Source organism: Propioniciclava sp. LT432 (genome assembly GCF_059515965.1).
In genome coordinates this window covers 156,495-180,914 of sequence record NZ_JCAKNE010000001.1, presented here as the reverse complement: position 1 = coordinate 180,914, position 24,420 = coordinate 156,495, and the positions used below count along the sequence as shown (strand labels likewise).

Here is a 24,420-nt window from a genome sequence, read left to right as displayed (position 1 = left end):
AGGCAGCGCCGACCAGTGAGGAGACGCCCATGAGTGATCGCCGCATCGAGACCCTCGCCGTCCACGCCGGACAGGAGCAGGCCGACTCCGCCACCAACGCTCGCGCCGTCCCGATCTACCAGACGACCAGCTACGTCTTCGACGACACCCAGCACGCCGCCGACCTGTTCGCGCTGCGCAAGTCGGGCAACATCTACACCCGCATCATGAACCCGACCCAGAACGTCCTCGAGGAGCGGATCACCGCCCTGGAGGGTGGCTTGGCGTCCCTCGCCACGGCGTCCGGTGCCGCCGCGATCACCTACGCGGTGCTGACGCTCGCCGGCGCGGGCGACAACATCGTCGCAAGCTCCAAGCTCTACGGCGGTACCTACGCGCTGTTCGCCCACACGCTGCCGCAGTTCGGGGTCGAGACCCGGTTCGTGGATCCCGACGACCCGTCCGCCCTCGCCGGCGTCGTCGACGACCGGACCAAGCTCGTGTTCGGCGAGAGCCTCGGGAACCCCGCCCTCAACGTCATGGACATCGAGGCGTGGTCCGAGGCCGCCCATGCGCAGGGGCTGCCGCTCATCATCGACAACACCGCCGCGACGCCGTACCTGTGCCGCGTTTTCGACCACGGCGCCGACATCGCCGTCCACGCCACCACGAAGTACCTGACCGGCAACGGCACCTCGATGGGCGGCGTCATCGTCGACTCCGGACGGTTCGACTGGGCCGCGCACGCGGACCGTTTCCCGAACCTCACCTCGCCGGACGGCGCCTACCACGGCGTGGTCTGGACCGAGGCCGCCGGGCCGGCCGCCTTCATCATCCGCGCGCGCACGGTGCTGCTCCGCAACACCGGTGCCGCGATCTCGCCGTTCAACGCGTTCCAGACGCTGTTGGGCATGGAGACCCTGCACCTGCGCATGGAGCGCCACAGCGAGAACGCGCTCAAGGTCGCCCAGTTCCTCGCGGCCGACGACCGCGTCGCCTGGGTGCGCTACCCGGGTCTGGAGTCGGATCCCTACCACGAGACGGCCGAGCGGATCCTGGACGGCCGTGGCTTCGGTGGTCTGGTCTCCTTCGGCCTGAAGACGGGCCGCGAGGGCGGTTCGCGGTTCATCGAGTCGCTGGAGCTCTTCAGCCACCTGGCCAACATCGGAGATGCCAAGAGCCTCGCGATCCACAACGCGACCACGACGCACAGCCAGCTCACCGAGTCCGAGTTGGTGGACGCCGGGGTGGCGCCGGAGGGCGTCCGCCTCTCGATCGGCATCGAGAACGTCGACGACATCATCGCTGACCTCGACAAGGCGCTGTCTGCGTGAGCCCATCGCCTGCTGGACAGCCCGGATCGGTCAGCGTCGTCGAGACGTCGACCGTCCGGTTGTTCACCGACGCCGACCCCCTGGAATTGGCCAGCGGGGCCACGCTCGGGCCGGTCGACGTCGCCTTCGAAACCTACGGCGCGCTCAACGCCGACCGCAGCAACGCCGTGTTCATCTGCCACGCCCTGACAGGGGACGCGCACGCGGCCGGGTTCCATGAGGGCGCCACGCGTCCCGGCTGGTGGGACAACCTGATCGGCCCCGGCAAGCCCCTTGACACCGACCGCTTCTTCGTCATCTCCGCGAACCTCATCGGCGGGTGCCAGGGCACCACCGGACCGTCCAGCACCAATCCGGAGACGGGGCAGGCGTACGGTCTGGACTTCCCGCTCCTCGAGGTCGCCGACTTCGTCAGCGTGCACCGGGCGCTCATCGCGCACCTCGGCATAGACCGCCTGCTCGCCGTCCTCGGCGGTTCACTGGGCGGGATGCAGGCGCTGCACTGGTCGCTCGCCTTCCCCGAGGAGCTGGAGCACGCGGTGGTGGTGGCGTCCTCGAGCCGCCTGACCGCACAGAACATCGCCTTCTCCGCCGTGGCCCGCCGGGCGATCATGGCCGACCGCCAGTTCCGCAACGGCCAGTACGCCGCCGAGGGAACCATGCCGGCCGTCGGGCTGTCGATCGCCCGGATGATGGCGCACATCACCTACCTGTCCGAGGACGCGTTCACCGAGAAGTTCGGTCGCAATCCCCAGTTCGAGACCTCGCGACGGGGCTTCGGCATCGACTTCGCGGTGGAGAGCTACCTCGACCACCAGGGCACCACGTTCCTCGAGAGGTTCGACGCGTTGAGCTACCTCTACCTCACTCGCGTGATGGACTACTTCGACCCCTTCGCCAACCCGGACGCCTTCGACGCGGTGCGGGAGAACCCGGTGAAGTACCTCGTCCTGTCGTTCGACACCGACTGGCGCTTCTCGACCGAGCACTCGCTTCGGATCGTCCGGCACTTGGAGTCCAACCGGCTACCCGTCACGTTCCGCGAACTGAAGTCCGCCTACGGCCACGACTCCTTCCTGCTCGCCGACCCGGCCTACCACGCCACCCTGCGGGCCTACTTCGACCGGGCGCTGGAGGACGCATGATCAAAGCGGACGGCCTCCGCCTCGACCTGGAGCTCATCGCCGACCAGGTCAGGCCGGGTTCCCGGGTGCTCGACATCGGGTGTGGCTCCGGAACCCTGCTGGCCCACCTGATGACCACGAAGGGCTGCACGGCCACCGGGATCGAGATCGACCCGGACCAGGTGCTGGGCGCGATCCGTCGCGGCGTCCCGGTGCTGGAGCGCGACGTGGACGAGGCGTTGGTGGACATCGCAGACGGCAGCTACGACATCGTCGTCCTGTCCCGGACCCTGCAGACGATGCTGCGGCCCGAGTTCGTCCTTTCCCAGATGGGACGCGTCGCCGAGCGGATGATCGTCTCGGTGCCGAACTTCGGCTACCTGCCCAACCGGCTCCGCCTCCTGGGTGGACGCATGCCCGTCAGCAAGGAACTGCCGTACGAGTGGTACGACACCCCCAACCTCCGCTTCACCACCCTGACCGACCTCGAGGTCCTCTTCCGCAAGCTGGACCTGGTGGTCGAGCGTCGCTACACGTACTCACAGACGGGTCGGCGACTCCGGATGTACGGACGGTTGCCGAACCTCCTGGCCGGAGCGGCCGTCTACGTGCTGCGTCCGGCGCCCTGAGCCATCGCCGCCAGGATACGGTCGGCGCTGCCGCCGAGGTTGAGCTCCTCGGCGAGGGCGGCGAAGAGGTCGGGGTGCTTAGGCGCGCTGGGCAGGCTGAGGTCCACCTCCGGGAGCGGGAGCGTGCGCACGGCCGTCACGACCTCGCGGGCCGGACCGAGGTAGTCCATCGACGCCGCGAGTGAGCGCTGGACGCCGGGGGAGAGGTTCGCTGCCGCGGCGACGATTCCATCGAGGTCGCCGTACTTGCCGATGAGCGTCGCGGCGGTCTTCTCGCCGATGCCCTTCACGCCGGGGAGTCCGTCGGACGGGTCGCCGCGCAGGACCGCGAAGTCGACATAGCCGGCGCCCGCGATGCCGTACCTCGCCCGCAACCACGCGTCGTCGATGCGCTCGTGCTTGGCCACGCCTCGCCCCACGTACAGCACCCCGATGCCGCGCGCGTCGTCGACGAGTTGGAACAGGTCCCGGTCACCGGTGACCACATCGACGGGCCAGGCGGATCGCGTGGCGAGCGTCGCGATGACGTCGTCCGCCTCGTGGTCGGGGGCGCCGACGACGGGGAGGCCCAGGGCCTCGAGGGTCGCACGGATCCAGGGGACCTGCCGGGTCAGCTCCGGGGCGACCTCCTCGATCCAGCCTCCGTTGGGGTCGGCCCGCGCGACCCGGTGCGCCTTGTACGTCGGGACGAGGTCGACCCGCCAGGAGGGGCGCCAGGCGTCGTCCCAGCAGCAGGCGACATGGGTGGGGGAGTAATCGGTGATGAACTTCGCCAGGAAGTCGAGGAGGCCCTTCACGGCGTTGACCTGCTCACCGGACTTCGCTCGCATCGAGTCCGGCAGACCGAAGAAAGCCCGGAAGTACAGCGATGCAGAATCAAAAAGGAGCGTGCGGCGGGCTTCCATGGGTCACCAGTGTGTCAGCATGGTCGCCATGGAGGCCCTCGACATCCAGATTCTCGGTTTGCTGGCCAGGGACGGACGCATGTCCTACACCGACATCGGCAAGGCCACGGGGTTGTCGACGTCCGCTGCGCAGCAGCGCGTCCGCCGCTTGGAGCAGCGCGGGGTCATCAGCGGCTACAAGGCCGTGATCGACCCGACCGCTCTCGGCAAGCTGCTGACGGCCTTCATCTCGGTGACGACGTCCGACCCGCTCGAGGACGCCGAACTGCCCGCCCGCTTGGCGGAACTCCCCGAGGTCACGTCGTGCTATTCGGTGGCCGGCCGGGCGTCGTACGTGGTCATCACCCAGGTCGAGACGCCCGCCGAACTCGAGCGGGTGCTGAGCGAGATCCGCACGCGCGGCCATGCCAACACGGAGACGCAACTGGTGCTGAGCGTTCCGTTCGCTGAGCGCCCCCTGGTCTGAGACGTAGCGCCATCGGGACCACATCCGGTCCATCGACTCACCCGGCTCGAGTTCATCGCCCCTTGTCACAGGCTTCGGGGGGTCAGCGACGCCGGGGTCGTGTGGTCCAGGTGGCGCAACGGTCAGTTCGACTCGCCCAAGCGACGCAGCAGGTCGGCCTCGGCGATGCACGCCTTGGTGAAGTCGGCCAGGTCGAAGGACTCGTCGATGCCGTGCATGCGCGAATCGGGGTCGACGACGCCCGTGACCAACACGGCCGCCGACGGGAAGGCCTTCTGGAACGCACCCACCAGCGGGATCGAGCCGCCCTGGCCCACCTCGACGACCGGGGTGCCGAACGCCTCGGAGTAGGCGAGACGAGCCGCCTCGGCGACGTCTCCGGACAGCGTGACCAGCGAACCGTCGGCCGCCTCCGTGTGGCCGAAGCTCACCCGCGCCCCGTCGGGGGCGTGGTCCAGCAGGTGCTGCTTGAGCGCCGCGAGGGCGGAAGGCGCGTCCTGGCTCGGGGCCAGGCGCATGCTCACCTTCGCGCGTGCGGTGGGGGCGAGCGTGTTCGAGGCATCGGCGACGCGGGTGCAGTCGATGGCGAGCACGGTCACGGACGGGCGGCCCCACATGCGGTCGGCCGCCGGTCCCGTCCCCGTGAAGCGGACGCCCTCGAGCAGGCCCGTCTCCTCGCGCAGTCGGTCCTCGGGGTACTCCAGCGCGAACGGCTCCTCGCTGACGAGTCCCTCGATCGCGACGTTGCCGTCCGCGTCGTGCAGGGTGGCCAGCAGGCGCACCAGCGTGGTCAGGGCATCGGGGGCGACGCCGCCGTACTGGCCCGAGTGCAGGGCGTGGTCCAGGGTGTCGACCTGGACGACGATGTCGGCAAGCCCGCGCAGCGCGGTGGTGAACGCGGGCGTCCCGACCTCCCAGTTGGCCGAGTCGCAGATCACGTAGACGTCGGCGGCCAGCAGTTCGGCGTGGCGTTCCATGATGGTGGCGAGCGACGGGGAGCCGACCTCCTCCTCGCCCTCGATGAACAGCGTGACGCCGACCGGTGGCTTCCCGTCGAAGGCACGGAGAGCGGCCAGGTGGACGGCGACGCCGGCCTTGTCGTCGACCACCCCGCGGCCGTACAGGCGGCCATCGCGCTCGGTGACGGTGTAGGGGTCGGACGTCCACAGGGACCGGTCGCCGGTGGGCTGCACGTCGTGGTGGGCGTAGAGGCACACGGTGGGGGCGCCCTCGGGGGCGGGGAAGCGCGCGATGACCGCGGGCCGGCCGCCCTCGGCGACGATGCGAACATCGGGGCAGCCCAGGTCGCGGGCGTGTTGGGCGACTGCCTCGGCCGTGCGGTGCACGTCCGCCTGGTGGTCCGGCAAGGAACTCACCGAGGGGATCGCCACCAGGCGGGAGAGGTCCTCCAGGACAGCGGGGATCAGGGCATGGACGCGGTCACGCAGGTCAGTCATGGCCGAAACCCTACGCCCGGGTAGGCTGCCCGGGTGACATCGCAGGCACTCGAGGCGCCCTCCGACCGGCGACACCGGACGAGTGTGGCCGGCCCCCACCCGTGGTGGGTCCTCGCCCCGGTCGCCGGAATCGGCGGGCTGTTGGCGTCCGCGTCGTTCATGCCGTTCAACGCGTGGCCCCTGGCCTTCGTCGCCGTCGCGTCGCTCGCGTGGGCCACCTCCCGCACCGGCGGTGTCCGGGCGGGGCTGGTGGTCGGTTGGACGTTCGGCCTGACCTTCATGTTCACCTCCCTGATCTGGCAGACCTCGATCATGGTTCTGTCGTACGCGGGCCTGTCGCTCGTGATGAGCCTGTTCTACGCCGCGCTCGGCGGCGCCCTGCACCTGACCGGACGCCACCGTCTCGCCCCTTGGTGGGGGGCCGGCGCGTGGACCCTGATGGAGTGGGTGTCCTCGGTCTTCCCCTTCGACGGCTTCGCGTGGATGCGCCTGGGGTACACCCAACTCGATTCCTGGCTCGCCGGCTTCTACCCGTTGACCGGGGCGGCGTCCGTGACGTTCCTGGTCGCTCTGCTCGGTCACCTGCTCGCGCACGTCCTCAACCGGCCGACCATCGGCCGCGCCGTCCTGCTCCTCGGCACGGCCGTCGCCACCGTGGCCATCGGGCTGGCCGGTGCCGCCTGGGTGCCGTCGGCCTCGAGCGAGGGGAGCGTCGACGTCGGCTGGGTGCAGTCCGGAGCGCCCGGCGGTGGTGTCTACGGGCTCGGCCCCGCGCGCACGGTGACGTTCAACTCCCAGGAGCAGACGGCCGTGCTCATGGACGAGATCGCGGCGGGCACGGTGCCGCAACCCGACTTCGTCGTCTGGCCCGAGAACTCCACCGACATGGATCCCCGCCAGGACGCCCCCACCCGCCGCGCCGTCGAGGGCGCCGTGCGGGATGCGGGCCTGCCGATCCTCGTCGGTTCGATCTACACCGACGACTCCCGCGAGGAGCGCCAGACGGTCGCGGTGTGGTGGGACGAGGCGTCCGGCCCGGACCTCGTCTACGCCAAGCGCAACCTCGTGCCCTTCGGCGAGTGGATCCCGTTCCGGGACTTCTTCCTCCCGCTCGTGCCGCAGTTGGAGTACGTGGGGTACCAGTCCGTGCCGGGCACCATGCCGGGGTCGTTCGAGGCGACGTTGCCCGACGGCCGCACCATCACGATCGGCGTGGCCATCTGCTACGAGGTCATCTACCCCGAGACCGTGTTCGAGGCCGCCCGCGGCGCCCAACTGATGATCGTCCAGTCGAGCAACGCGATGTACCAGGGCACCATCCAGATCGACCAGCAGTTCGCCGCGACGCGCGTCCGGGCCGCCGAGACGCGTCGCGAGATCCTGGTCGTGACGACGTCCGGGATCTCGGGGCTGATCGGGCAGCGTGGCGAGGTCCTCGATCGGGTGCCGGACTCGGTCTCCGCGTCCGGCGTCCACACCATGCCCCTCCGGACGACCACCACGCCCGCCATGACCACGTCCCGCTGGGTGGAGTACGTCCTGGCCGCTCAGGGACTGATCGGGGTCACCCTCTGCCTCGTCGCCCGGACACGGCTTCGCCGGAGTGGGACACTGGAGGGTGTGCCGGACGCAGCCGGCCAGTGAGGAGCTTGAACCCCATGCCGCAGTACGCCGATCTCGGGTCGATCCTGGTCATCATCCCGACCTACAACGAGATCGACAATGTCGACATGATCACCGGTCGGCTTCGCGCGTCGGTACCCGAGGCCCACATCCTCGTCGTGGACGACAACTCGCCCGATGGCACCGGACGCCGCGCCGACGAGCTGGCCGCGTCAGACGGCCACATCCACGTCCTGCACCGCGTCGGTAAGGAGGGCCTCGGCGCCGCCTACAAGGCCGGCTTCGCCTGGGGACTCGAGCGGGACTACGACGTCATCGTCGAATTCGACGCGGACGGTTCCCACCAGCCCGAGCAGCTCCCGAGCGTGCTCGCAGCGCTGCACGGTGCCGACATGGTCAAGGGCTCCCGCTGGGTGCCCGGCGGTTCGGTGGTCAACTGGCCCCTGCACCGTGAACTGCTGAGTCGCGGTGGTTCGATCTACACCCGGCTCATGCTCGGCCTGCCCGTCAGGGACATCACCGGCGGCCTCAACGCGTTCAGGGCCAACACGCTCCGCGCGATTCTCGACGACCCGATCGACGGTCAGGGCTACGGCATCCAGCGCGACCTGACTTGGAACGCGCACAAGCGAGGATTCCGCATCAAGGAGGTCCCGATCGAGTTCATCGAGCGGACCGCGGGGGAGTCGAAGATGAGTGGCGATGTCGTCAAGGAAGCGATGATTCGCACCACCGAACTCGGCCTGAAGCATCGTGGCGCCCAATTGAAGGACGTCCTTGACCGAGGGTTCGGAGGCGCCGACCGCCTGGGCCGGGTCGCGGGCCGCTTCGTCGGGGCGGTGTCCCGGGCGGCGGGAGAAGCCGTCCGTCACGTCCGCAAGGGCGGCGGGAGCAGTCGATGAGCAAGGCTGTCTGGGTCATGATCGGCCTCGGCCTGCTGGCCGTCGCCGAGATCGGCCTGCTGGCGTGGGTCGCCGGCCAGATCGGCGTGGGATGGACGTTGCTGATCCTGCTCGCCCTGGCCGCCGTCGGAGGCTACCTGCTGCGGCGCGAGGGCAGCCGTGCCTGGTCGTCCCTGCGTGAGGCGCAGGCCGACCCGGACGCGATGGGCCGCACGATCTCGGACGCGGCCCTCGTCCTCGTGGGTGGCCTGCTGCTCATGCTCCCGGGATTCGTGACCGACGTCCTGGGCATCATTTGCCTGGTGCCGCTGACGCGTCCGATGGCGCGGAAGGGCGTCCAAGCCGTCCTCAACGCGGCGACGCGGCGCTACCGCGACCGGGCCGACCTGATCGAGACGAAACTGCGTCCCGACACCGTCGTCCCGGGTGAGGCGGTGGACCGGGAGGACCCGGGCAGCGAGAAGCGCCGAACACGCCCCGATGACCCCACGGTGATCCGTGGGGAGATCGAGGAGTAACCGGCGCTCCTGCCTCAGTGTTCCTTGCGGATCTCCTCGAGCCGCTCGGCCAAGATGTCCTCCAGCTCCTCGATGGAGCGGCGCTCGCGCAGCATGTCCCAGTGGGTGCGCGCGGGCTTGACCTCCTTGGGTTCCGGCGCGACACCGTCCGAGCGACGAGCCATCTGGCCGCACTTCGGGCACTCCCACTCGGTGGGGAGTTCGGCCTCGGCGGCGAACGGAATGGAGAAGTGGTGCCCATTGGGGCAGTCGAAACCGGTCTCCTGGCGCGGGGCCAGTTCGACTCCTGCAGGATCAGCGAGGCTCTTCGAGCCCAGGCCCTGACCCCTGAGTGCCTTGTCTGCCATGGCGTCCTCCCTTCGTCCACTCCAACGCTACCGGGCCCGGCCGTTGTTCCCGAAGGGGTCGGCGTGGGGAATCTCAGCCGACGTCGTGGCCGTGCTCCTTGACCGGGATCAGCACCAGCAGGCCCGCCAGCAGGATCAGCACGATGCCGAGGATGCCCCAGTAGGCGGTGTTCTCCTCACCGGTGAAGGTGGCGCCCAGCGTCACGGCGAGACCGAAGGCAGCGGGGGAGAGGAACGAGATCGCCCGTCCGGTGGTGGCGTACAACCCGAAGATCTCGCCCGCCTTGCCCTCGGGGATGAGCCGCGCCAGGAACGAGCGCGACGCCGACTGGGCGGGTCCGACGAAGGCCGTCATGCCCATGCCCAGGGTCCAGAACACGATTTGCCCCCGGTCGTGGAGGAAGAAGATGCCCAGGCCGAGCGCGACCAACGCCACCAGGGAGATCAGGATGACCTTCTTGGGGCCGATCCTGTCGTCGAGGAGCCCGAACAACATCGTCGAGATGCCGGCGACGATGTTGGCGACCGCGCCGAAGATGATCACATCGCCGGGCGCGAAGCCGAAGGTGAGCGAGGCCAGGACGGCGCCGAACGCGAACACGCCGGAGAGTCCGTCGCGGAACAGGGCGGACGCCGCCAAGAAGAACACGGTGTGGGGGCTGGACCGCCACAGGTTGGCGATCGAGCGGCCCAGCAGACGGTAGGACGCGACGACGCCGACCTTGGCGGGCTCCTCGGTTCGGGGTCGGTCCTTCAGGGTCGCGAAGGTCGGGATGGTGAAGAGCAGGATCCAGATGCCGCAGACGACCATGGAGGCGCGGATGTCCAGCGCGTCCGCGTTCGTCACGCCGAACAGGCCGACCTCGGGGGAGATGAACCCGAAGTAGAGCACGAGCAGGGCCACGATGCCGCCGAGGTAGCCCAGCCCCCAGCCGAAGCCGGAGACCCGTCCGACGTTGTCCTTGGTGGAGACCTCCTCGATCAGGGAGTAGTAGTTCACGTTGGCGATCTCGCCGATGATGGACGCCACGGCCAGGATGCCCAGGCCGAGCCACAGGTACGCCGGGTCGGGTCGGACGAAGAACAGGGACGCGGCGAGAGCGGCGATGAGCCACGTCTGCCACCTGAGGTTGCGGACGGTGCGGCCCGTCCGGTCGGACCGCTGCCCCAGCACCGGGGCGATGAGCGCGACCACCAAGCCCGCGAGGCCGGTCGAGAGCGCGAGCGCCGAGGCGATTTCGTTCTCGGGGCCGAACGCCTTGCCGGTGATGTAGACGCTGAAGACGAACGTGATGATGACCGTGTTGAGGGGTTGCGTGCCCCAGTCCCACATCGCCCAGGCCCAGACCTTGCGGCCGCTGCTGGGTCGGTTGCCTTCGAGCGCGGAGCCCTCGACGGGTCGCGCGGGTTTGTCGGTCATGAGTGTCCTTCCCAGAGATCGCGCTCGACCAAGACGGCCTTGAGCGTGGCGAGGTCGTCGGAGACGAGGCCATCGACGCCAAGGTCGATGAGGCGCTCCATCTCGGGGCGATCGTTGATCGTCCAGACGTGCACGACGGCGCCGCGGCGGTGCGCGGCCTCGATCATCGGGCGCGTGACGAGCCGGATTCCCGTGCGCGGCTCGTGGACCGGCATCTGGAACGCCTGGGCGCCGAGCGGCCACAGGGCGCGTACGCCGGGAACCAGCCCGAACACGCCGACCTCGACGGGGGACGCCGACGTGGCCACCCGTCCAGCGGTGAGGGCCCGGAAGCGCGTGAGGCTCGCGGTGCGGAAGCTGCCGACACACACCCGCGCGTGGGCGGCGTGGCGATCGAGGGTCCGTACGAGGGGCTCGATCGCGCCGGGTGCCTTGAGGTCGATGTTGAAGCAGGCCCGGGGGAGCCCGTCCAGGAGTTCGTCGAGCGTGGGGATCGGCTCGGAGCCACCGATCCTGGCGCGGCCGACCTCCGCCCACGGCAGGTCCGCGAGGCGACCTGAGGCGTCGGTCACGCGGTCGAGGACCTCGTCGTGGAACGCGACGAGCGTCCCGTCTGACGTCACGTGGACGTCGGTCTCCAAGTGCGTGAAGCCGAACTCCCAGGCCGCGCGGAACCCGCGCAGGCTGTTCTCGATCTCGGCGGGCGCGTCCTCGGTGATGCCGCCACGGTGCGCCAGCGCGATGAAGCGGGTCGCGAAGTAGTCATGGCTCTCGGCACGTCTCCCCCGCATGCTGCTCACCTTAGGCACCTCGGGTGTCCTGCGCGTGAACGTCCGCCGCGACACTCGCTCCCACGCGCGAGCCCGGGCACGCGAACGGGCGAGCCCGAGCACGCACACCCACACCGGGCGAAATGGCGCGCTGGTGCAGAATGGTCCTTCGTGACCACGATTCTCTCCATCCAGTCCTCCGTCGCCTACGGCCACGTGGGGAACAGCGCCGCCACCTTCCCGCTCATGCGCATGGGCTGTGAGGTCTGGCCGGTCCTGACGGTGCACTTCAGCAACAACACGTCCTACCCCCAGTGGAAGGGCCCGCTCCTGCGGCCCACGGATGTGCAGGACGTGGTGGACGGCATCGACGCCCTCGGCGTCCTGCCCCGGGTGGACGCGGTGCTCACCGGTTACCAGGGTGCTCCGGCGATGGGTGCCGAGATCCTCAGGGTCGTCGAGCTGGTGAAGGAGCGCAGCCCGCGGGCTGTCTACTGTTGCGACCCGGTCATGGGAGATGTGGGTCGCGGCATGTACGTGCTGCCCGGCATCCCCGAGTTCGTGCGCGACAAGGTGGTGTCGGCGGCGGACATCCTCACGCCCAACCACTACGAATTGAACTTCCTGACCGGGCGCGAGGCCACCGGGACGATCGGCGAGGTCATCGAGGCCGCGCACTCCCTGCGCGAGGTCGGGCCGGACGTCGTCCTGGTCACCTCGGTGGTGACCGAGGACGCCGACCCCGACACGGTGACGATGGTGGCCGTCAACAGCGAGGGCGCCTGGTCGGTCACGACGCCGCTGCTCGGGCGGACGTTCACGGGCTCGGGCGACCTGACCACGTCCGTGTTCCTCGCGGCCCTGCTGGAGTCCGGCTCCTTGGCGGACGCCGTGGGTCGCACCGCGGACGTCGTCTACTCGGTGCTGGAGAGGACCACGCAGGAGGACCAGCGCGAGCTTGCCCTGGTGGCGGCTCAGGACGACCTGGTCGCCCCGCGCCACCACTTCGAGGTCACGCGCCTGCGCTGACCCCTCCCAGATGCATTTCCGGGTGGCACAACCCCAAGGATCCTTGGGGTTGTGCCACCCGGAAATGTCTCACAGGCGGCGTGGCGGAGGTGGAGGAGAGGGAACCGTCAGTCGAAGAACGTCTGGATGTCGGCGCCCAGCTTGTTGAGGCGGTTCGGCAGGTCCTCGTACCCACGGTTGATGACGTAGACGTCGCGCAGCACGGTGATGCCGCGCGCCGCCATCGAGGCCAGCAGGAGGCAGACGGCCGGACGGAGGGCCGGCGGGCACACGAGTTCCTGGCTGCGCCAGCGCGTCGGGCCGTTGACCACGAGGCGGTGCGGGTCGAGCAGTTGGGTGTTGGCCCCCAGCTTGTTGAGGTCCAGCAGGTGGATCGCGCGATTCTCGTACACCCAGTCGTGGATCAGGGTCCGCCCCTCGGCCTCGGCGGCGATGACCGCGAAGAAGGGCAGGTTGTCGATGTTCAGGCCCGGGAACGGCATCGGGTGGATCTTGTCCACGGCGGCGTGCAGTTCGCTCGGGAACACGGTGATGTCGACGAGGCGGGTCCTGCCGTTGGCTGCGGCGTACTCCTCGGACAGCTCGAACTTCAGGCCCATGTCGGCGAGGATCGCCAGCTCGATCTCCAGGAACTCGATGGGGGAGCGACGGATGGTCACTTCCGACTTGGTCACCACAGCGGCGGTGATGAGGCTCATGGCCTCGATCGGGTCCTCGGACGGGGCGACCCGGACGTCGGTGGCAATCTCCGCCACCCCTGTGACGGTGAGGGTCGTCGAGCCGATGCCTTCGATCTGGACGCCCAACGCCTCCAGGAAGAAGCAGACGTCCTGCACCATGTAGTTGGGTGAGGCGTTGCGGATGACGGTCGTGCCCGGGTAGAGGGCCGCGGCCATCAGGACGTTCTCGGTGACCGTGTCGCCCCGCTCGGTGAGCGTGATGTGGCGGACGCCCTCACCCGTCTCGCGCACGTGGGCGTGGTACCAACCGTCCGTGGCCTTGACCTCGAGCCCGAAGTACTGGAGGGCCTGCAGGTGAGGGGTGACCGTGCGGGTGCCGAGGTTGCAGCCGCCCGCGTACGGCAGCTGGAACTCGGGCAGCAGGTGCAGCAGCGGTCCGAGGAACATGATCACGGAGCGCGTTCTGCGGGCCGCCTCGACGTCCATGCCGGCGAGGTCGAGCACGTCGGGGCGGATGAGCTCGAGCTCCGACTTGTCGTCGGACCAGGTGACCTTCACACCGATGGAGGACAACACTTCGAGGATGCGGTTGACCTCCTCGATCTGCGCGATGCCCTCCAGGACGGTCCGGCCCTTGTTCAGCAGCGACGCACACAGCAGGGCGACGGCGCCGTTCTTCGACGAGCGGACGTCGATGCTTCCGGACAGCTTGGTGCCGCCCTTGATGCGCAGGTGCATGGTGCGCGCGGTCGGCGCGAGGGTCGGGTCCTGCAGGGTGGTGGCAATGTCGGTCACCTTGGCCAGGTCGAGCTCGCGGGCTCCGGTCTCGATCGCGCGCAGGTCCGACGCGTCGATGTCGAGGGCGCTCGCCACTTGTTCGGGCGAGAGTCCGCGTTGCATGCGCGCGTCGCGGATGAGTCGGCCGAGGCTCTCAGAGCTGTTCTGGGTCACGCCGATCAACTTTAGCGCGGACGACCGCGTTCTCCCGAGGTCGGTTGCCAGTAATAGAGTGTCGCGCATGAGCTCTCACTTCGACGTCGTTGTCCTCGGAGCAGGCCCGGGCGGGTATGTCGCCGCCATCCGTGCCGCCCAGCTGGGCAAGAAGGTTGCCATCATCGAGAAGGAGTACTGGGGCGGGGTGTGCCTCAACATCGGTTGCATCCCCACCAAGTCCCTGTTGCGGAACGCCGAGCTGGCGCACATCGTGACCAAGGAGGCGAAGACCTTCGGCATCAGCGGCGACATCTCGCTCGACTACGGTGTCGCGTTCTCGCGCTCCCGCAAGGTGTCCGAGCGCATGGTCGGTGGCATCCACTACCTGATGAAGAAGAACAAGATCCAGGAGATCCACGGCTGGGGCACGTTCAAGGATGCCAAGACCATCGAGGTCGCCACCAATGAGGGTGCCACCGAGACGGTCACCTTCGACAACGTGATCATCGGCGTCGGTGCGACCACGAAGCTGCTGCGCGGTACGCAATGGAGCGAGAACGTCATCTCCTACAAGGAGCAGATCCTCGCCGACAACCTGCCCAAGTCGATCATCATCGGCGGCTCGGGTGCCATCGGCACGGAGTTCGCCTACGTCCTCAACTCCTACGGCGTGGACGTCACCATCGTGGAGTACCTCGACCGCATGGTCCCGAACGAGGACGCGGACGTCTCGGCCGAGCTCGCCAAGGCCTACAAGAAGCTCGGCATCAAGGTGCTGACCGGCACCGCCGTCACCCAGGTGGAGGACACGGGCTCCGGCGTCCGCGTCACCGTCGAGCCCGCCAAGGGGGGCGAGGCCAAGGTGCTCGAGGCCGACAAGATGCTGCAGGCCATGGGCTTCGCCGCGCGCCTGGAGGGCTACGGGCTCGAGAACACGGGCGTTGCCACCGACCGCGGCGCGATCGTCATCGACGAGTACATGCGCACGAACGTCGAAGGCGTCTACGCCATCGGCGACGTGACCGGCAAGCTCATGCTGGCCCACACCGCCGAGGCCATGGGCGTCATCGCCGCGGAGACCATCGCCGGCGCCGAGACGATGCCGCTCGACTACGTGATGATCCCGCGCGCCACGTACTGCCAGCCGCAGGTCGCCTCGTTCGGCTACACCGAGGCGCAGGCCAAGGAGAAGGGCTACGACGTCAAGGTCGGCAAGTTCCCCTTCTCGGCCAACGGCAAGGCCTGGGGCCTGGGCGACGCGACCGGCTTCGTCAAGGTCGTCGTGGACGCCGAGCACGGCGAGTTCCTCGGGGCCCACATGATCGGCCCCGACGTGACGGAGCTGCTGCCCGAGCTCGTCCTGGCCCAGCAGTGGGACCTGACGGCCCACGAGGTCGGCCGCGCGGTGCACGCACACCCGACGCTCTCGGAGGCGATCAAGGAGGCCGTGGAGGGCTCTGTCGGGCACATGATCAACTTCTGATCCCGCCACCGAACACGAGAGGGACGCCGCGCCGTTGGGCGCGGCGTCCCTCTCGTGTTGGACGCCGGAGGAGCTGGTCAGGCCCGAAGCGAGGACAGGGGCCCCAGGTACTTCTCGGGGTTGACCGGTACGCCGGACTCATAGGTGATGAAGTGCAGGTGCGGCTTGGTCGACAGGCCGGTGGAGCCCACCCGCCCGATCACTTGGCCGCGCACCACGTGTTGGCCGGGAGCGACGTCCGCCGACTCCAGGTGGAGGTAGCCCGAACCGACCTCGGCGGTCCCGGCAACCGTGCCGTGGTGGATCTTGACGTGCAGGCCCGCCGAGGGGTCCTGGGTCACGGTGGTCACGACGCCCGACTCAGCTGCGAGCACGGCCTCGCCCGCGCGATTGCCGATGTCGATGCCGTTGTGCAGGCGCCACACGCGCTGGATCGGGTGGAAGCGCGGACCGAAAGCGCTGGTGGGGCTGCCGAGGGTTGCCGTCGGCTGCAGCAGCGGGGTGCCGTTGTCCTGGGTGCCAGAAGGCGCGGTGGTGGGGGAGGGGGTCGGCACGGCGCAGGCGTAGTAGCCCGCGACGTGGCCGGACCCGTCGCTCAGGCGGAGCCAGGAGCCCTGCATCGTGCCTGACATCGTGGTTCCCTCCGCGAGGCGCCGCAGCTCGCGCGAGTTGGTGGTGGCGCGCTCACGCACGCGGACCGAGGGCGTCCGGCACACCTGGTGGGTACCGCTGCCCGCCGCTGCTGCGACCGACGGTGCCGGGGCGGCCGGCGCCGAGGCGTTCGTGGGGGAGGGGGGCGGCGCCGCGCAGGCGTAGTAGCGCGCCACGTAGCCGGACCCGTCGCTCAGGCGGAGCCAGGAGCCCTGCATCGTGCCCGACATCGTGGTTCCCTCGGCGAGGCGCCGCAGCTCGCGCGAGGTGGTGGTCGCGCGCTCACGCACGCGGACCGAGGGCGTCCGGCACACCTGGTGGGTACGGCTGCCCGCCGCTGCTGCGACCGACGGGGGAGCCGGTGAGGTCGGCGAGGTGCACGTGTAGTACGCGGCGACGAACCCGCCCTTGCCCAGCCGGAACCAGGAGCCCTGTTGCACGCCCGACAACACCGCACCTCGATCAAGTCGACCGAGCTCAGCTGAGGACGTGGTGGCGGCCGACCGCACGCGGACCCAGTCGTTGTTGCACACCACCCGGGTCTCCGCCGCGGCGGCGGACGGGGGAGAGACCACGACGACGCCGGTGAAGCCCAACAGGGCTGATGCGATCGCCGAGACGAGACGGGCATGGTTGCGCACGGTGCTGACTCACTCCTCGAGCCGGACATGGGTGTACGGACGTCGGCCCAGGGGGTGAGGTGGCCTGCCAGCATGCTTGCGCCGCCGGGAGGCTCTCTACAAGCGAGGTGACGGTTTCGGGGGTTGAACCCTCAACCCTCGCCTGAGAGATTCCTGAGTCCCGGACGCGGGGGGCGACGGCGCCTGCTCCCAGCGATCAGGTCACTGGGCGTCGAGGTCCTTCTCGATCAGCGCCGCGATGGCGTCGACGGCCTCGGCGTTGTCGGATGAGACGACGACCTGCGCGCCGCACTCGGCGCCGAGGGTCATGATCATCAGGCTCGATGCCGCGTCCACGCCCTCGTCATCGTCCCCACCCACGAGGGTGAGGGTGACGTCATCGTCCTCGTACTGCGCGGCGGCCTCGGCGATGATGGCTGCCGGACGGGCGTGCAGGCCCACGGACGATCCCACCACGACGGTCTTGCTTGGCATGTGTTTCTCCTTTTTGTTGGTTGGTGTTGTTGTGTTTGTGTTCGAGCCGTCAGCCGAGCAGGCGGGCGGCGAGTTCCTTGGCGTCGCGCGCGTTCCGAGCGACGAGGACGCGCGCGGCGGCGTCCTTGCACTGGTCGAGGGTCACCCTGCCCAGCTGGACGCCCACGGCGCCGAGCGCGTTCGTCGCCATGGACAGGCTCGTCACACCGAGGCCGACCAGGACGGAGGCGAGGAGGGGATCCGCGGCCGCTTCGCCGCACACGCCCACCGGCTTGTTGGCCCGCTCGCCGGCTCGGGCGGCCAGGGCGATGAGGGCGAGCACGGCCGGCTGCCACGGGTCGGTCAGTTGCGCCAGAGCACTGCCCATGCGGTCGGCGGCCATCGTGTACTGGGTGAGGTCGTTGGTACCGATCGAGAAGAAGTCGACCTCGGCGAGGAACTGGTCCGCCAGCAGCGCGGCTGAGGGGACTTCGACCATGATGCCCGGCTTCAGGTCGCGCTCGCGGCACTGCGTGGCGAACTCGTGGGCCTCATCGACGGTGGCGATCATGGGGGCCATGACCCATGCCTGGCTCACCCCGTTGTCCTCCGCGGCTTGGGCGATGGCGTCCAATTGGCGCTCGACCAGTCCCGGGTTCGACCATCCGAGCCTGATCCCCCGGACGCCGAGGGCCGGGTTCTCCTCCCGGTCGTGGTTGGCGAACGGGACCGGCTTGTCGGAGCCGGCGTCCAGCGTGCGCACGACGACCTTCCTGTCCTTGAAGGCGGCGAAGACCTCGCCGTAGACGCGGGCCTGCTCCGCCACGCTGGGCTCGGTCTGGGCGGTCAGGAAGGCCAGCTCGGTGCGGAACAGTCCGACGCCCTCGGCGGGTGAGGCGGACGCCTTCGCCGCGGCCTTGCCGTCCTGGACGTTGGCCAGGAGTTGGACGGGGTAACCGTCGGCGGTCGCCGCGGGTCCGGTCCAGGCGCGGATCTTCCCTCTCAGTGCTGCGTCCTCGGCGACGAGGCGCTGAGCCTCGGCGGCGTCCGGTTCGAGGGTGATGATGCCGGACGTGCCGTCCACGAGCACCGGCGTCCCCTCCGCCACCGTGTCCAGCGCGGAGGCGGCCACGGCGCAGGGGATGCCCAGTTGCCGCGCGATGATGGCCGTGTGGGAGGTGGGCCCGCCCAGGCGGGTCACGAGCGCGCGGATGAGCGTCGGGTCGAGCCCGGCGGTGTCGGCCGGCGCGAGGTCTTCGGCGCACAGCACCACGGGCCACGACGGCTGGGGATCCCCGGCTCGGGCAGGCCCATGAGTTCTGCCACCACCCGGTTGCGGATGTCCTTGAGGTCAGTGGTGCGTTCGGCCATCAGGCCGCCGAGCTTCTCGAACTGGGTGATGAACTGCCCGATGGCCTGGTCCGTGGCGGACTCCGCTGTTGAGCCGGCCTTGACCAGCTTGATCGCGGCGCGGCTCCAGCCGCGGTCCTGGGCGAGTGCTGCGGTGGCGCCCAGCACCTCAGCAGCGACACCCGTGGCCGCGGAGGCACGGTCGGCGAACCGTCCGGCCACCACGGCCACAGCCTCGGTGAACCGGGTGGCCTCGGCTGCACGCGCATCCTCGGCGACGAGGGCGGTGTTCGCGGGGGGAACGGGCGCCGGGCGTGTCCAAGCGACCGGCGCGTAGGCGTAGCCGCCCACGACCCCGGTGCCGCGCACGATGCTGGTGGGCATGTGACTTCCTTTCCGAATGGTCACGTCGTCTCGGATTCAGGCCCGACGAGCTTCTACGACCCGGGCCACGTGCAGGGTGAGGTAGGACACCTCGTCGTCGGTGAGCGCCGCCCCCAGGCGCAGTTCGACGATCTGGGCGAGGCGTTGCGCGCACGCGAGCGCCTGGGGGTGCGCCTGCCGGATCGCCAGCCCCACCGCGGAGGGATCGCTGTCGAGTTGCTGGTGCTGGTGGATGCGGACGAACAGATACCTCAGGTGCGTGATGAGCCGGCCCACGCTGACGGACGTCGCGTCGAGTTCGATGTCGAACGTGCTCGCGATGACCTCGATCATCTGCTGGATGACGCCCGTCATCGTGTAGGTGTACGACAGGTCACCGGTCGCCATTCCCGCGTTGACGATGTGCAGGGTGATGGCGACCGCCTCGCTCTCGGGGAGGGGCCGGTCCGTGAGGGAGTTGAAGGCGGCGAGCACGTGGTTGGCCTTGGTGAACTCGTCCCCGTACAGGTGGGTGATCTCCGCGAAGAGGGGGTACTCCACGTTGATGCCTTGCGCCTGACGCTTCTGCGCGAAGCCCAGGTGGTCGGCCAGGGCGATGACGAGGGTCGGGGTGGTCTCCGCAAGATCCCCCAGGCCGGCATCGGAGAGGGCGGACGCCACCGCGCTGACCTGCTCGGGGGCAATGGCCCCGAGCAGGGCCGCGAGGTGGTCGGGGTCCCGACCGTCCGCGGGGAAGAATGCGCGCGCAACCTGGGCTGGGTCGGCCTGCTGGCCGGGGCGGGCCTGGAAGCCGATGCCCCGGCCGGTCAGGATGACCTCGCCGCCACTACTGTCCCTGGCGAGGACGATGTTGTTGTTGAAGACGCGCAGGATCTCCATGGAAGGCCCTCAGCGTGTCACGTCGATGATGGGGGAGCCGGCACCGGCCTCCTGACCGGGGAAGGGCGTCACCCCCCCGCCGTTGCTGGTGATCATCTTGGTGTTGGTCACCGTCACCAGCGTCGTCGTGTCGAAGCCTGCGGCGCGGACGCCGTCCAGGTCGACCTCGGCGAGCAGGTCACCCACCTCGACGCGCTGGCCCTTGGCCGCGTGGGAGGTGAAGTGTTCGCCCTTCAGACGGACCGTGTCGATGCCGATGTGGACCAGCACCTCGATGCCGTTGTCGGTCTTGATGCCGAACGCGTGCCCGGTCTTGGTGACCGTGGCGAGCGTGCCGGCCACCGGCGCGACGAACCGCCCCTCGCTGGGGACCACGCCCACACCCTCACCGAGCGTGCGTGAGGAGAACACCTTGTCCTCGACATCGTCCAGGCTCACGACTCGACCCGCGACCGGCGAACCGACCGTGGTGGTGCCGGACGCCACGAGCACGGAGGCGGCCTGCGGAGCGGGGGAGGACTGCGGGGCAGGGGAGGACTGCGGCTCGGTGACGGACGTTCCGACGGCCGCGGCCGGGGCCCCGACGGTGGCGAGTTCCGGCGCCTCCTTGTCCTTGTACCCGGACACGACGACCAGGGCCATGGCGACGAAGAACGCGACGGCGATGGCGATGGCGTAGATCCACATCGGGTCGAAGACCGGGATCGTCAACAGCGAGGTGAAGGCGAAGGCGGAGGTCTTCACGCCGCCGAACGGGGACCCGAGGATCGCGATGGTCAGGCCGCCGGCGAAGCACCCGACGAGCATGCGCGGGTAGATGCGCTTGAACCGCAGGTGGATGCCGTACAGCGACGGCTCCGAGATACCACCGAACAGGCCTGCGGCGAGGGCACCGGTGGCGGTCTGACGCATGACGACGTCCTTGTCACGCATCGACAGGAGGAGCACGCCCGCGGTGGCCCCGAAGCAGGCAAAGTTCCACGCGCCCATGGGGCCCTGGATGAAGTCATAGCCGAGCGTCTGGATGTTGGCCAGCATCAGTGCATTCAGCGGCCAGTGCAGGCCGAGCGGCACGAGGAACGGGTAGACCATGGGGATGAGGATGGCGAACACGAACGGGGCGTTGGAGTTCATCCACGACAGGCCCGTACCCAGCCCGGTGCCGAGCCAGATGCCGAGCGGGCCGATGAGGAAGGCGGTCACGGGGATCATGACGAGCATCGACAGGAACGGCACGAACACCATCTGCACGTTCTCCGGGAACACCTTCTTCCAACCCTTGTAGACGAGGGCGAGCACCGCGACCATGATCAGCGGCACGAACACCTGGCCGCCGTAGCCGTTGAGCTGCATGGGCAGGCCGAAGATGTCCGCGACGCACGTCGGGTCAGCACCGGGGATCGGGCTCGGGGTGCACACGGTGTCGGGGAAGCGCTCGGGGTTGGACAGGCTCATGAACTCCGGGGTCATGAGGGCACCCATGACGGTGGCGCCGACCCACGGGTCGATGTTGAGCTTCTTGGCCGCGTTGAAGGCCACCATGATCGGCAGGAAGTAGAACACGCCGCGCCACATCGTGTCCACGAACACCCAGCCGGCCGCCTTGTCGGCGGCACGGAAGTCGACGAACCCGAGGGCGTCCAGCACCGCGGCGCCGGCGATGATGAGCGATGCGCCCAGCAGCACGCCCAGCAACGGGCGGAAGCTGTCGGACAGGTACTCGAAGAACGCATCGAGCCAGGCGACCTTGCCGCGAGCCTTCGCGCGGGCGGCCGCCTTGACGTCGGCGTCCGAGACCTGGCCGGACCCCAACGCACGCATGCTCGGCAGGTTCATGATGTCGGTGTAGACGCCCTGCACGCCGCCGCCGATGACGACCTGGTGCCGATCGCCGGCCTGGGGCACCGCGCCGAGGACGACCGGGTTGGCGTCCAGTGCAGCGGAATCGACGAGAGCGGCATCCTTCAGGTCGAAGCGCAGCCGAGTGGCGCAATGGGTCAACTTGGTGATGTTGTCGGCGCCGCCGACGGCGTCAACGATGGCTTGTGCAGCCGAAGTGGTGGTGGGTTCCACTGTGAATCCCTTCTCCTTGCTCTGGCCCGCGCCTGGAAACAAAAAAGACCTGAGACGCGGTGAACGCATCTCAGGTCTTGCCCCTCGCGGGTAACAACCCTGTGTCGCCTGCCATGGCGACGGGCGAAACAATACGCCGCTTTCTGGGCGCTTGGCAAGCACGCGCTGCCAGAGCCGGATGGAGGCTGCCTGCAGCGGTCCGAGAGGTGTTCCGGCGACCCCATGACCAACTGTCCGATAATGCACATTATGACATTCGGCACCCCGAGGGAACGCCCTCAAAGTTATGAGCGCCCCTCACGGAGCAGACCGCGCTCCCCCGGCCCGCCGCGTCGGATTGGTGGTCACCGATCGTTCACCTTGACCAAGAACGAGGGCCCCGGGTTCCAACCCGGGGCCCTCCTCACGACAACACGTCAGATCTCGTCGTGACGCACCTCGCGCTCCACGGACTGTCCGCCGGTGCCGCGGGTTCCACCCACGTCCTGGACGTTGGTGCGCTCCGTGGTCACCGCGCTGCGCGGACGGTTGGCGATCAGGCCGATCACCAGCCAGAGCAAGGCGGCCACCAACAGGATGAGGCCGACCATCTTGGTGTCCACACCCCTGATGAGGTCGGACATGGCGAAGTACAGGATGGCGCCGATGACGCCGAGGGCGATGGGTCCTCCGATGTTGACAATGCGCATGCGAGTGGTCCTTTCGGGCCAGGGGTCCTGGTGACCCCACTCGCGATTCATGCTAGCCAGACGGTTGCCGCCACGGAAGGGCGCCGCGGAGGGGCTGGACCGGCGCAAGCGGCTCAGGCAAACAGGGCGAGCAAGCTCGCGGCGAGAATCTTGGTGACCATCGCCGTGGGATAGGCCGTCGTGTAGCCGGCGGTGACGCGGTAGTCGTACCCGGTCTGCTCGTTGGCGTACGCCAGCAGTGCCGGCTGGGTCTGGGCCCCGGCGAGCAGGCCGGAGAGGGTCGTCCCGCCCATCCTCATGACCGTGCGCTGGAAGAAGTAGACGGCCAGGCCGACGACCACCGTGATGACGACTCCCAGCCCGAGCATGCCGAGCCACTGCCCCGACGCGAACGCCGCGAGGATCTGCGCCCCGGCACGCGATCCGGCTTGGGCGAGGAACATCAGCAGCCCGAGCTCGCTGATCACCGCGGTGGCGGTGAACGGCAACGTCGTCACCAGCGGCCCGACGCGTCCCACGCGCCCGAACACGAGTCCGACCAGCAGGCAGCACAGGGCCGAGCCGAGCACGAACGTGCCCCCACCGGGCAGAGGGAGCCAGAGGGAGCCGAGGGCGAAGCCCAGCGCCAGGCCCAGCCCCAGACCGATCGGGTTGATGATCGTCAGGCCACGGCTGGAGTCGCCGAAGAACTCGCTCACCTTGGAGATCTGGCTGCGCGGAGCGACCACCCGCACGCGGTCCCCCAGCTGCAGCACGTAGGACGGCCGCACCACCATGTCGACGTCGGCGCGCCGCACCCGAGAGGCAGTGGCGCCGAACCTCTCCTCGAGGTCAAGCTCCCCCAGCGTCCGCCCCGACAGCTTGGGGTCGGACACGGTGACCCGCCGGAAGTCCAGGGTGGCGCGGTCCTGGGCGAGGTGGTGGCTCGACTCGTGGCCCAACTCCCCCACCACCTGCGCGACCACGTCGTCCGGGCCCACGACCGTGATGACGTCGTCCACCTCGAGCCGCTCGTCGTCGTGCGCGAGCTCGACCGGGCCCTCCTCCTCGTGCCGGACGCGGGTGATCGAGATCTGGTCACCGTGCAGGGTGGTGAGGTCGCGGACCGTCGTGCCCGGCGCGACCCGCTCCACGCGGACGTTGACCTGGGTCAGGGGGGCCGGGGTGTCGGCGTCCTCGGCGCGGTGGCGCAGCGCCAACTGCTGGACGCCGAGCATGCCCAGCACGCCCAGCAGGTACGCCACCGAGTACCCGACGGTCGCGGCGGGGCTGTTGCCCGCCGCCGCCAGGGCGGGCGTGTTGGTCAGCGCCCCGGCGAAGGTGCCGGCGGCCTCCTCCACCGACAGCCCGAAGACCGGACCGAGCGTGAACGCGACGACCGCACCCAGGATGATCGCGAGCGCGACCCCGAGCATCGCGACGGCCTGGGTCCGCAGCGAGTTGAAGAACGCCGCGCCCGAGGAGACGCCCACCGAGAAGGTGAACAGAGCCAGCCCGAGGTGCGCGTACGCCGCCGGGATCTCCAGCGATTGCCCCTGCGCCGATGCCGCCGCCGACACGGCGATCGCCACGAACAGCACCGCGGCCGCCCCCAGCGACACCTTGCGGAAGGACGCGTGGCCGAGCGCCATTCCGAGGCTGATCAGGCCGAAGAGCAGGACCTCCGGGTGGGTGGCCAACCAGGCCCAGACCGACGGCATC

At 69.3% G+C, this 24,420-nt stretch carries 23 protein-coding genes; 9 read left to right on the top strand and 14 right to left on the bottom strand.

All coding sequences use genetic code 11. The annotated features are described in order from the left end of the window. Nucleotides 1-29: 29 nt before the first annotated feature. From AC5YDV_RS00855 to metW, 3 genes are read left to right on the top strand one after another with little or no spacing between them, the layout of a single operon-like run. Entirely contained in the window at nt 30-1,313 is a 1,284-nt protein-coding gene (locus tag AC5YDV_RS00855) for an O-acetylhomoserine aminocarboxypropyltransferase/cysteine synthase family protein (protein WP_496181707.1), read from the top strand. Next, a complete protein-coding gene (gene metX / locus AC5YDV_RS00850) occupies nt 1,310-2,458 on the top strand; it encodes a homoserine O-acetyltransferase MetX (RefSeq protein WP_496181706.1) in 1,149 nt (382 codons plus the stop codon). The genes AC5YDV_RS00855 and metX overlap by 4 nt, the downstream gene beginning before the upstream one ends. Beyond that, nucleotides 2,455-3,066 (top strand): methionine biosynthesis protein MetW, encoded by a 612-nt coding sequence (gene metW / locus AC5YDV_RS00845; protein WP_496181705.1) that lies wholly within the window; start codon nt 2,455-2,457, stop codon nt 3,064-3,066. Before metX ends, metW begins: the two co-directional genes overlap by 4 nt. Here metW and AC5YDV_RS00840 read toward each other — a convergent pair. After that, nucleotides 3,042-3,971, bottom strand: a complete 930-nt coding sequence (locus AC5YDV_RS00840; RefSeq protein WP_496181704.1) for a 5'-3' exonuclease — start codon at nt 3,969-3,971, stop codon at nt 3,042-3,044. The genes metW and AC5YDV_RS00840 overlap by 25 nt on opposite strands. A 19-nt stretch (nt 3,972-3,990) precedes the next feature. Here AC5YDV_RS00840 and AC5YDV_RS00835 point away from each other — a divergent pair, with 19 nt between their 5' ends. Further along, complete coding sequence (locus AC5YDV_RS00835; RefSeq protein ID WP_496181703.1) at nt 3,991-4,437, top strand: Lrp/AsnC family transcriptional regulator; 447 nt, start codon at nt 3,991-3,993, stop codon at nt 4,435-4,437. A gap of 122 nt (nt 4,438-4,559) precedes the next feature. Here the strand turns inward: AC5YDV_RS00835 and AC5YDV_RS00830 are convergent, their stop codons facing one another. Further along, nucleotides 4,560-5,894, bottom strand: a complete 1,335-nt coding sequence (locus AC5YDV_RS00830; RefSeq protein ID WP_496181702.1) for a dipeptidase — start codon at nt 5,892-5,894, stop codon at nt 4,560-4,562. A 33-nt stretch (nt 5,895-5,927) separates the two neighbouring features. Between AC5YDV_RS00830 and lnt the strand changes: the two genes are divergently transcribed. From lnt to AC5YDV_RS00815, 3 genes are read left to right on the top strand one after another with little or no spacing between them, the layout of a single operon-like run. After that, nucleotides 5,928-7,538, top strand: a complete 1,611-nt coding sequence (gene lnt / locus AC5YDV_RS00825; RefSeq protein WP_496181701.1) for an apolipoprotein N-acyltransferase — start codon at nt 5,928-5,930, stop codon at nt 7,536-7,538. Between the two features lie 14 nt (nt 7,539-7,552). After that, the gene (locus AC5YDV_RS00820) at nt 7,553-8,419 is read left to right on the top strand and encodes a polyprenol monophosphomannose synthase (protein ID WP_496181700.1); all 867 of its coding nucleotides are present in this window, start codon (nt 7,553-7,555) and stop codon (nt 8,417-8,419) included. Then, a complete protein-coding gene (locus tag AC5YDV_RS00815; RefSeq protein WP_496181699.1) occupies nt 8,416-8,937 on the top strand; it encodes an FxsA family protein in 522 nt (173 codons plus the stop codon). The genes AC5YDV_RS00820 and AC5YDV_RS00815 overlap by 4 nt, the downstream gene beginning before the upstream one ends. 14 nt (nt 8,938-8,951) lie before the next feature. On the opposite strand, the gene AC5YDV_RS00810 is transcribed toward AC5YDV_RS00815, so the two are convergent. The 3 genes from AC5YDV_RS00810 to AC5YDV_RS00800 all read right to left on the bottom strand — a co-directional run bounded on the left by AC5YDV_RS00810 (nt 8,952) and on the right by AC5YDV_RS00800 (nt 11,495). Beyond that, a complete protein-coding gene (locus tag AC5YDV_RS00810) occupies nt 8,952-9,284 on the bottom strand; it encodes an RNA polymerase-binding protein RbpA (RefSeq protein WP_496181698.1) in 333 nt (110 codons plus the stop codon). Nucleotides 9,285-9,357: 73 nt separating this feature from the next. Continuing rightward, nucleotides 9,358-10,704, bottom strand: coding sequence for an MFS transporter (locus tag AC5YDV_RS00805; protein ID WP_496181697.1), 1,347 nt, complete (start codon nt 10,702-10,704; stop codon nt 9,358-9,360). After that, nucleotides 10,701-11,495, bottom strand: coding sequence for a glycerophosphodiester phosphodiesterase family protein (locus tag AC5YDV_RS00800; RefSeq protein ID WP_496181696.1), 795 nt, complete (start codon nt 11,493-11,495; stop codon nt 10,701-10,703). Before AC5YDV_RS00800 ends, AC5YDV_RS00805 begins: the two co-directional genes overlap by 4 nt. Nucleotides 11,496-11,645: 150 nt before the next feature. Between AC5YDV_RS00800 and pdxY the strand changes: the two genes are divergently transcribed. Next, entirely contained in the window at nt 11,646-12,503 is an 858-nt protein-coding gene (gene pdxY / locus AC5YDV_RS00795) for a pyridoxal kinase PdxY (RefSeq protein ID WP_496181695.1), read from the top strand. Between the two features lie 107 nt (nt 12,504-12,610). On the opposite strand, the gene AC5YDV_RS00790 is transcribed toward pdxY, so the two are convergent. Continuing rightward, nucleotides 12,611-14,134, bottom strand: coding sequence for a UDP-N-acetylglucosamine 1-carboxyvinyltransferase (locus tag AC5YDV_RS00790; protein WP_496181694.1), 1,524 nt, complete (start codon nt 14,132-14,134; stop codon nt 12,611-12,613). A 67-nt stretch (nt 14,135-14,201) separates the two neighbouring features. Here AC5YDV_RS00790 and lpdA point away from each other — a divergent pair, with 67 nt between their 5' ends. Next, nucleotides 14,202-15,599, top strand: coding sequence for a dihydrolipoyl dehydrogenase (lpdA, locus tag AC5YDV_RS00785; protein ID WP_496181693.1), 1,398 nt, complete (start codon nt 14,202-14,204; stop codon nt 15,597-15,599). Nucleotides 15,600-15,676: 77 nt separating this feature from the next. On the opposite strand, the gene AC5YDV_RS00780 is transcribed toward lpdA, so the two are convergent. The 8 genes from AC5YDV_RS00780 to AC5YDV_RS00745 all read right to left on the bottom strand — a co-directional run bounded on the left by AC5YDV_RS00780 (nt 15,677) and on the right by AC5YDV_RS00745 (nt 24,419). Next, complete coding sequence (locus AC5YDV_RS00780; RefSeq protein WP_496181692.1) at nt 15,677-16,891, bottom strand: peptidoglycan DD-metalloendopeptidase family protein; 1,215 nt, start codon at nt 16,889-16,891, stop codon at nt 15,677-15,679. A gap of 201 nt (nt 16,892-17,092) precedes the next feature. Then, nucleotides 17,093-17,365 (bottom strand): HPr family phosphocarrier protein, encoded by a 273-nt coding sequence (locus tag AC5YDV_RS00775; protein WP_496181691.1) that lies wholly within the window; start codon nt 17,363-17,365, stop codon nt 17,093-17,095. A gap of 49 nt (nt 17,366-17,414) precedes the next feature. Next, the gene (locus tag AC5YDV_RS00770; protein WP_496181690.1) at nt 17,415-18,617 is read right to left on the bottom strand and encodes a putative PEP-binding protein; all 1,203 of its coding nucleotides are present in this window, start codon (nt 18,615-18,617) and stop codon (nt 17,415-17,417) included. After that, nucleotides 18,542-19,078, bottom strand: a complete 537-nt coding sequence (locus tag AC5YDV_RS00765; protein WP_496181689.1) for a phosphoenolpyruvate-utilizing N-terminal domain-containing protein — start codon at nt 19,076-19,078, stop codon at nt 18,542-18,544. Before AC5YDV_RS00765 ends, AC5YDV_RS00770 begins: the two co-directional genes overlap by 76 nt. 36 nt (nt 19,079-19,114) lie before the next feature. Next, on the bottom strand, nt 19,115-19,957 hold the full coding sequence (locus AC5YDV_RS00760; RefSeq protein ID WP_496181688.1) for a PRD domain-containing protein: 843 nt from the start codon (nt 19,955-19,957) through the stop codon (nt 19,115-19,117). Nucleotides 19,958-19,966: 9 nt separating this feature from the next. After that, on the bottom strand, nt 19,967-22,030 hold the full coding sequence (locus AC5YDV_RS00755) for a glucose PTS transporter subunit IIA (RefSeq protein WP_496181687.1): 2,064 nt from the start codon (nt 22,028-22,030) through the stop codon (nt 19,967-19,969). Nucleotides 22,031-22,446: 416 nt separating this feature from the next. Then, nucleotides 22,447-22,719 (bottom strand): DUF6458 family protein, encoded by a 273-nt coding sequence (locus AC5YDV_RS00750; protein ID WP_496181686.1) that lies wholly within the window; start codon nt 22,717-22,719, stop codon nt 22,447-22,449. A 113-nt stretch (nt 22,720-22,832) separates the two neighbouring features. Further along, complete coding sequence (locus tag AC5YDV_RS00745; protein ID WP_496181685.1) at nt 22,833-24,419, bottom strand: aspartate:alanine exchanger family transporter; 1,587 nt, start codon at nt 24,417-24,419, stop codon at nt 22,833-22,835. Nucleotide 24,420 lies beyond the last annotated feature (1 nt).

Bases quoted from the DNA above. Each gene is read 5' to 3' on its own strand.
- AC5YDV_RS00855 (WP_496181707.1), top strand. From the start codon at position 30: ATGAGTGATCGCCGCATCGAGACCCTCGCCGTCCACGCCGGACAGGAG.
- metW (WP_496181705.1), top strand. From the start codon at position 2,455: ATGATCAAAGCGGACGGCCTCCGCCTCGACCTGGAGCTCATCGCCGAC.
- AC5YDV_RS00840 (WP_496181704.1), bottom strand. From the start codon at position 3,971: ATGGAAGCCCGCCGCACGCTCCTTTTTGATTCTGCATCGCTGTACTTC.
- AC5YDV_RS00835 (WP_496181703.1), top strand. From the start codon at position 3,991: ATGGTCGCCATGGAGGCCCTCGACATCCAGATTCTCGGTTTGCTGGCC.
- AC5YDV_RS00830 (WP_496181702.1), bottom strand. From the start codon at position 5,894: ATGACTGACCTGCGTGACCGCGTCCATGCCCTGATCCCCGCTGTCCTG.
- AC5YDV_RS00820 (WP_496181700.1), top strand. From the start codon at position 7,553: ATGCCGCAGTACGCCGATCTCGGGTCGATCCTGGTCATCATCCCGACC.
- AC5YDV_RS00815 (WP_496181699.1), top strand. From the start codon at position 8,416: ATGAGCAAGGCTGTCTGGGTCATGATCGGCCTCGGCCTGCTGGCCGTC.
- AC5YDV_RS00810 (WP_496181698.1), bottom strand. From the start codon at position 9,284: ATGGCAGACAAGGCACTCAGGGGTCAGGGCCTGGGCTCGAAGAGCCTC.
- AC5YDV_RS00805 (WP_496181697.1), bottom strand. From the start codon at position 10,704: ATGACCGACAAACCCGCGCGACCCGTCGAGGGCTCCGCGCTCGAAGGC.
- AC5YDV_RS00800 (WP_496181696.1), bottom strand. From the start codon at position 11,495: ATGCGGGGGAGACGTGCCGAGAGCCATGACTACTTCGCGACCCGCTTC.
- lpdA (WP_496181693.1), top strand. From the start codon at position 14,202: ATGAGCTCTCACTTCGACGTCGTTGTCCTCGGAGCAGGCCCGGGCGGG.
- AC5YDV_RS00775 (WP_496181691.1), bottom strand. From the start codon at position 17,365: ATGCCAAGCAAGACCGTCGTGGTGGGATCGTCCGTGGGCCTGCACGCC.
- AC5YDV_RS00765 (WP_496181689.1), bottom strand. From the start codon at position 19,078: ATGCCCACCAGCATCGTGCGCGGCACCGGGGTCGTGGGCGGCTACGCC.
- AC5YDV_RS00760 (WP_496181688.1), bottom strand. From the start codon at position 19,957: ATGGAGATCCTGCGCGTCTTCAACAACAACATCGTCCTCGCCAGGGAC.
- AC5YDV_RS00750 (WP_496181686.1), bottom strand. From the start codon at position 22,719: ATGCGCATTGTCAACATCGGAGGACCCATCGCCCTCGGCGTCATCGGC.
- AC5YDV_RS00745 (WP_496181685.1), bottom strand. From the start codon at position 24,419: ATGCCGTCGGTCTGGGCCTGGTTGGCCACCCACCCGGAGGTCCTGCTC.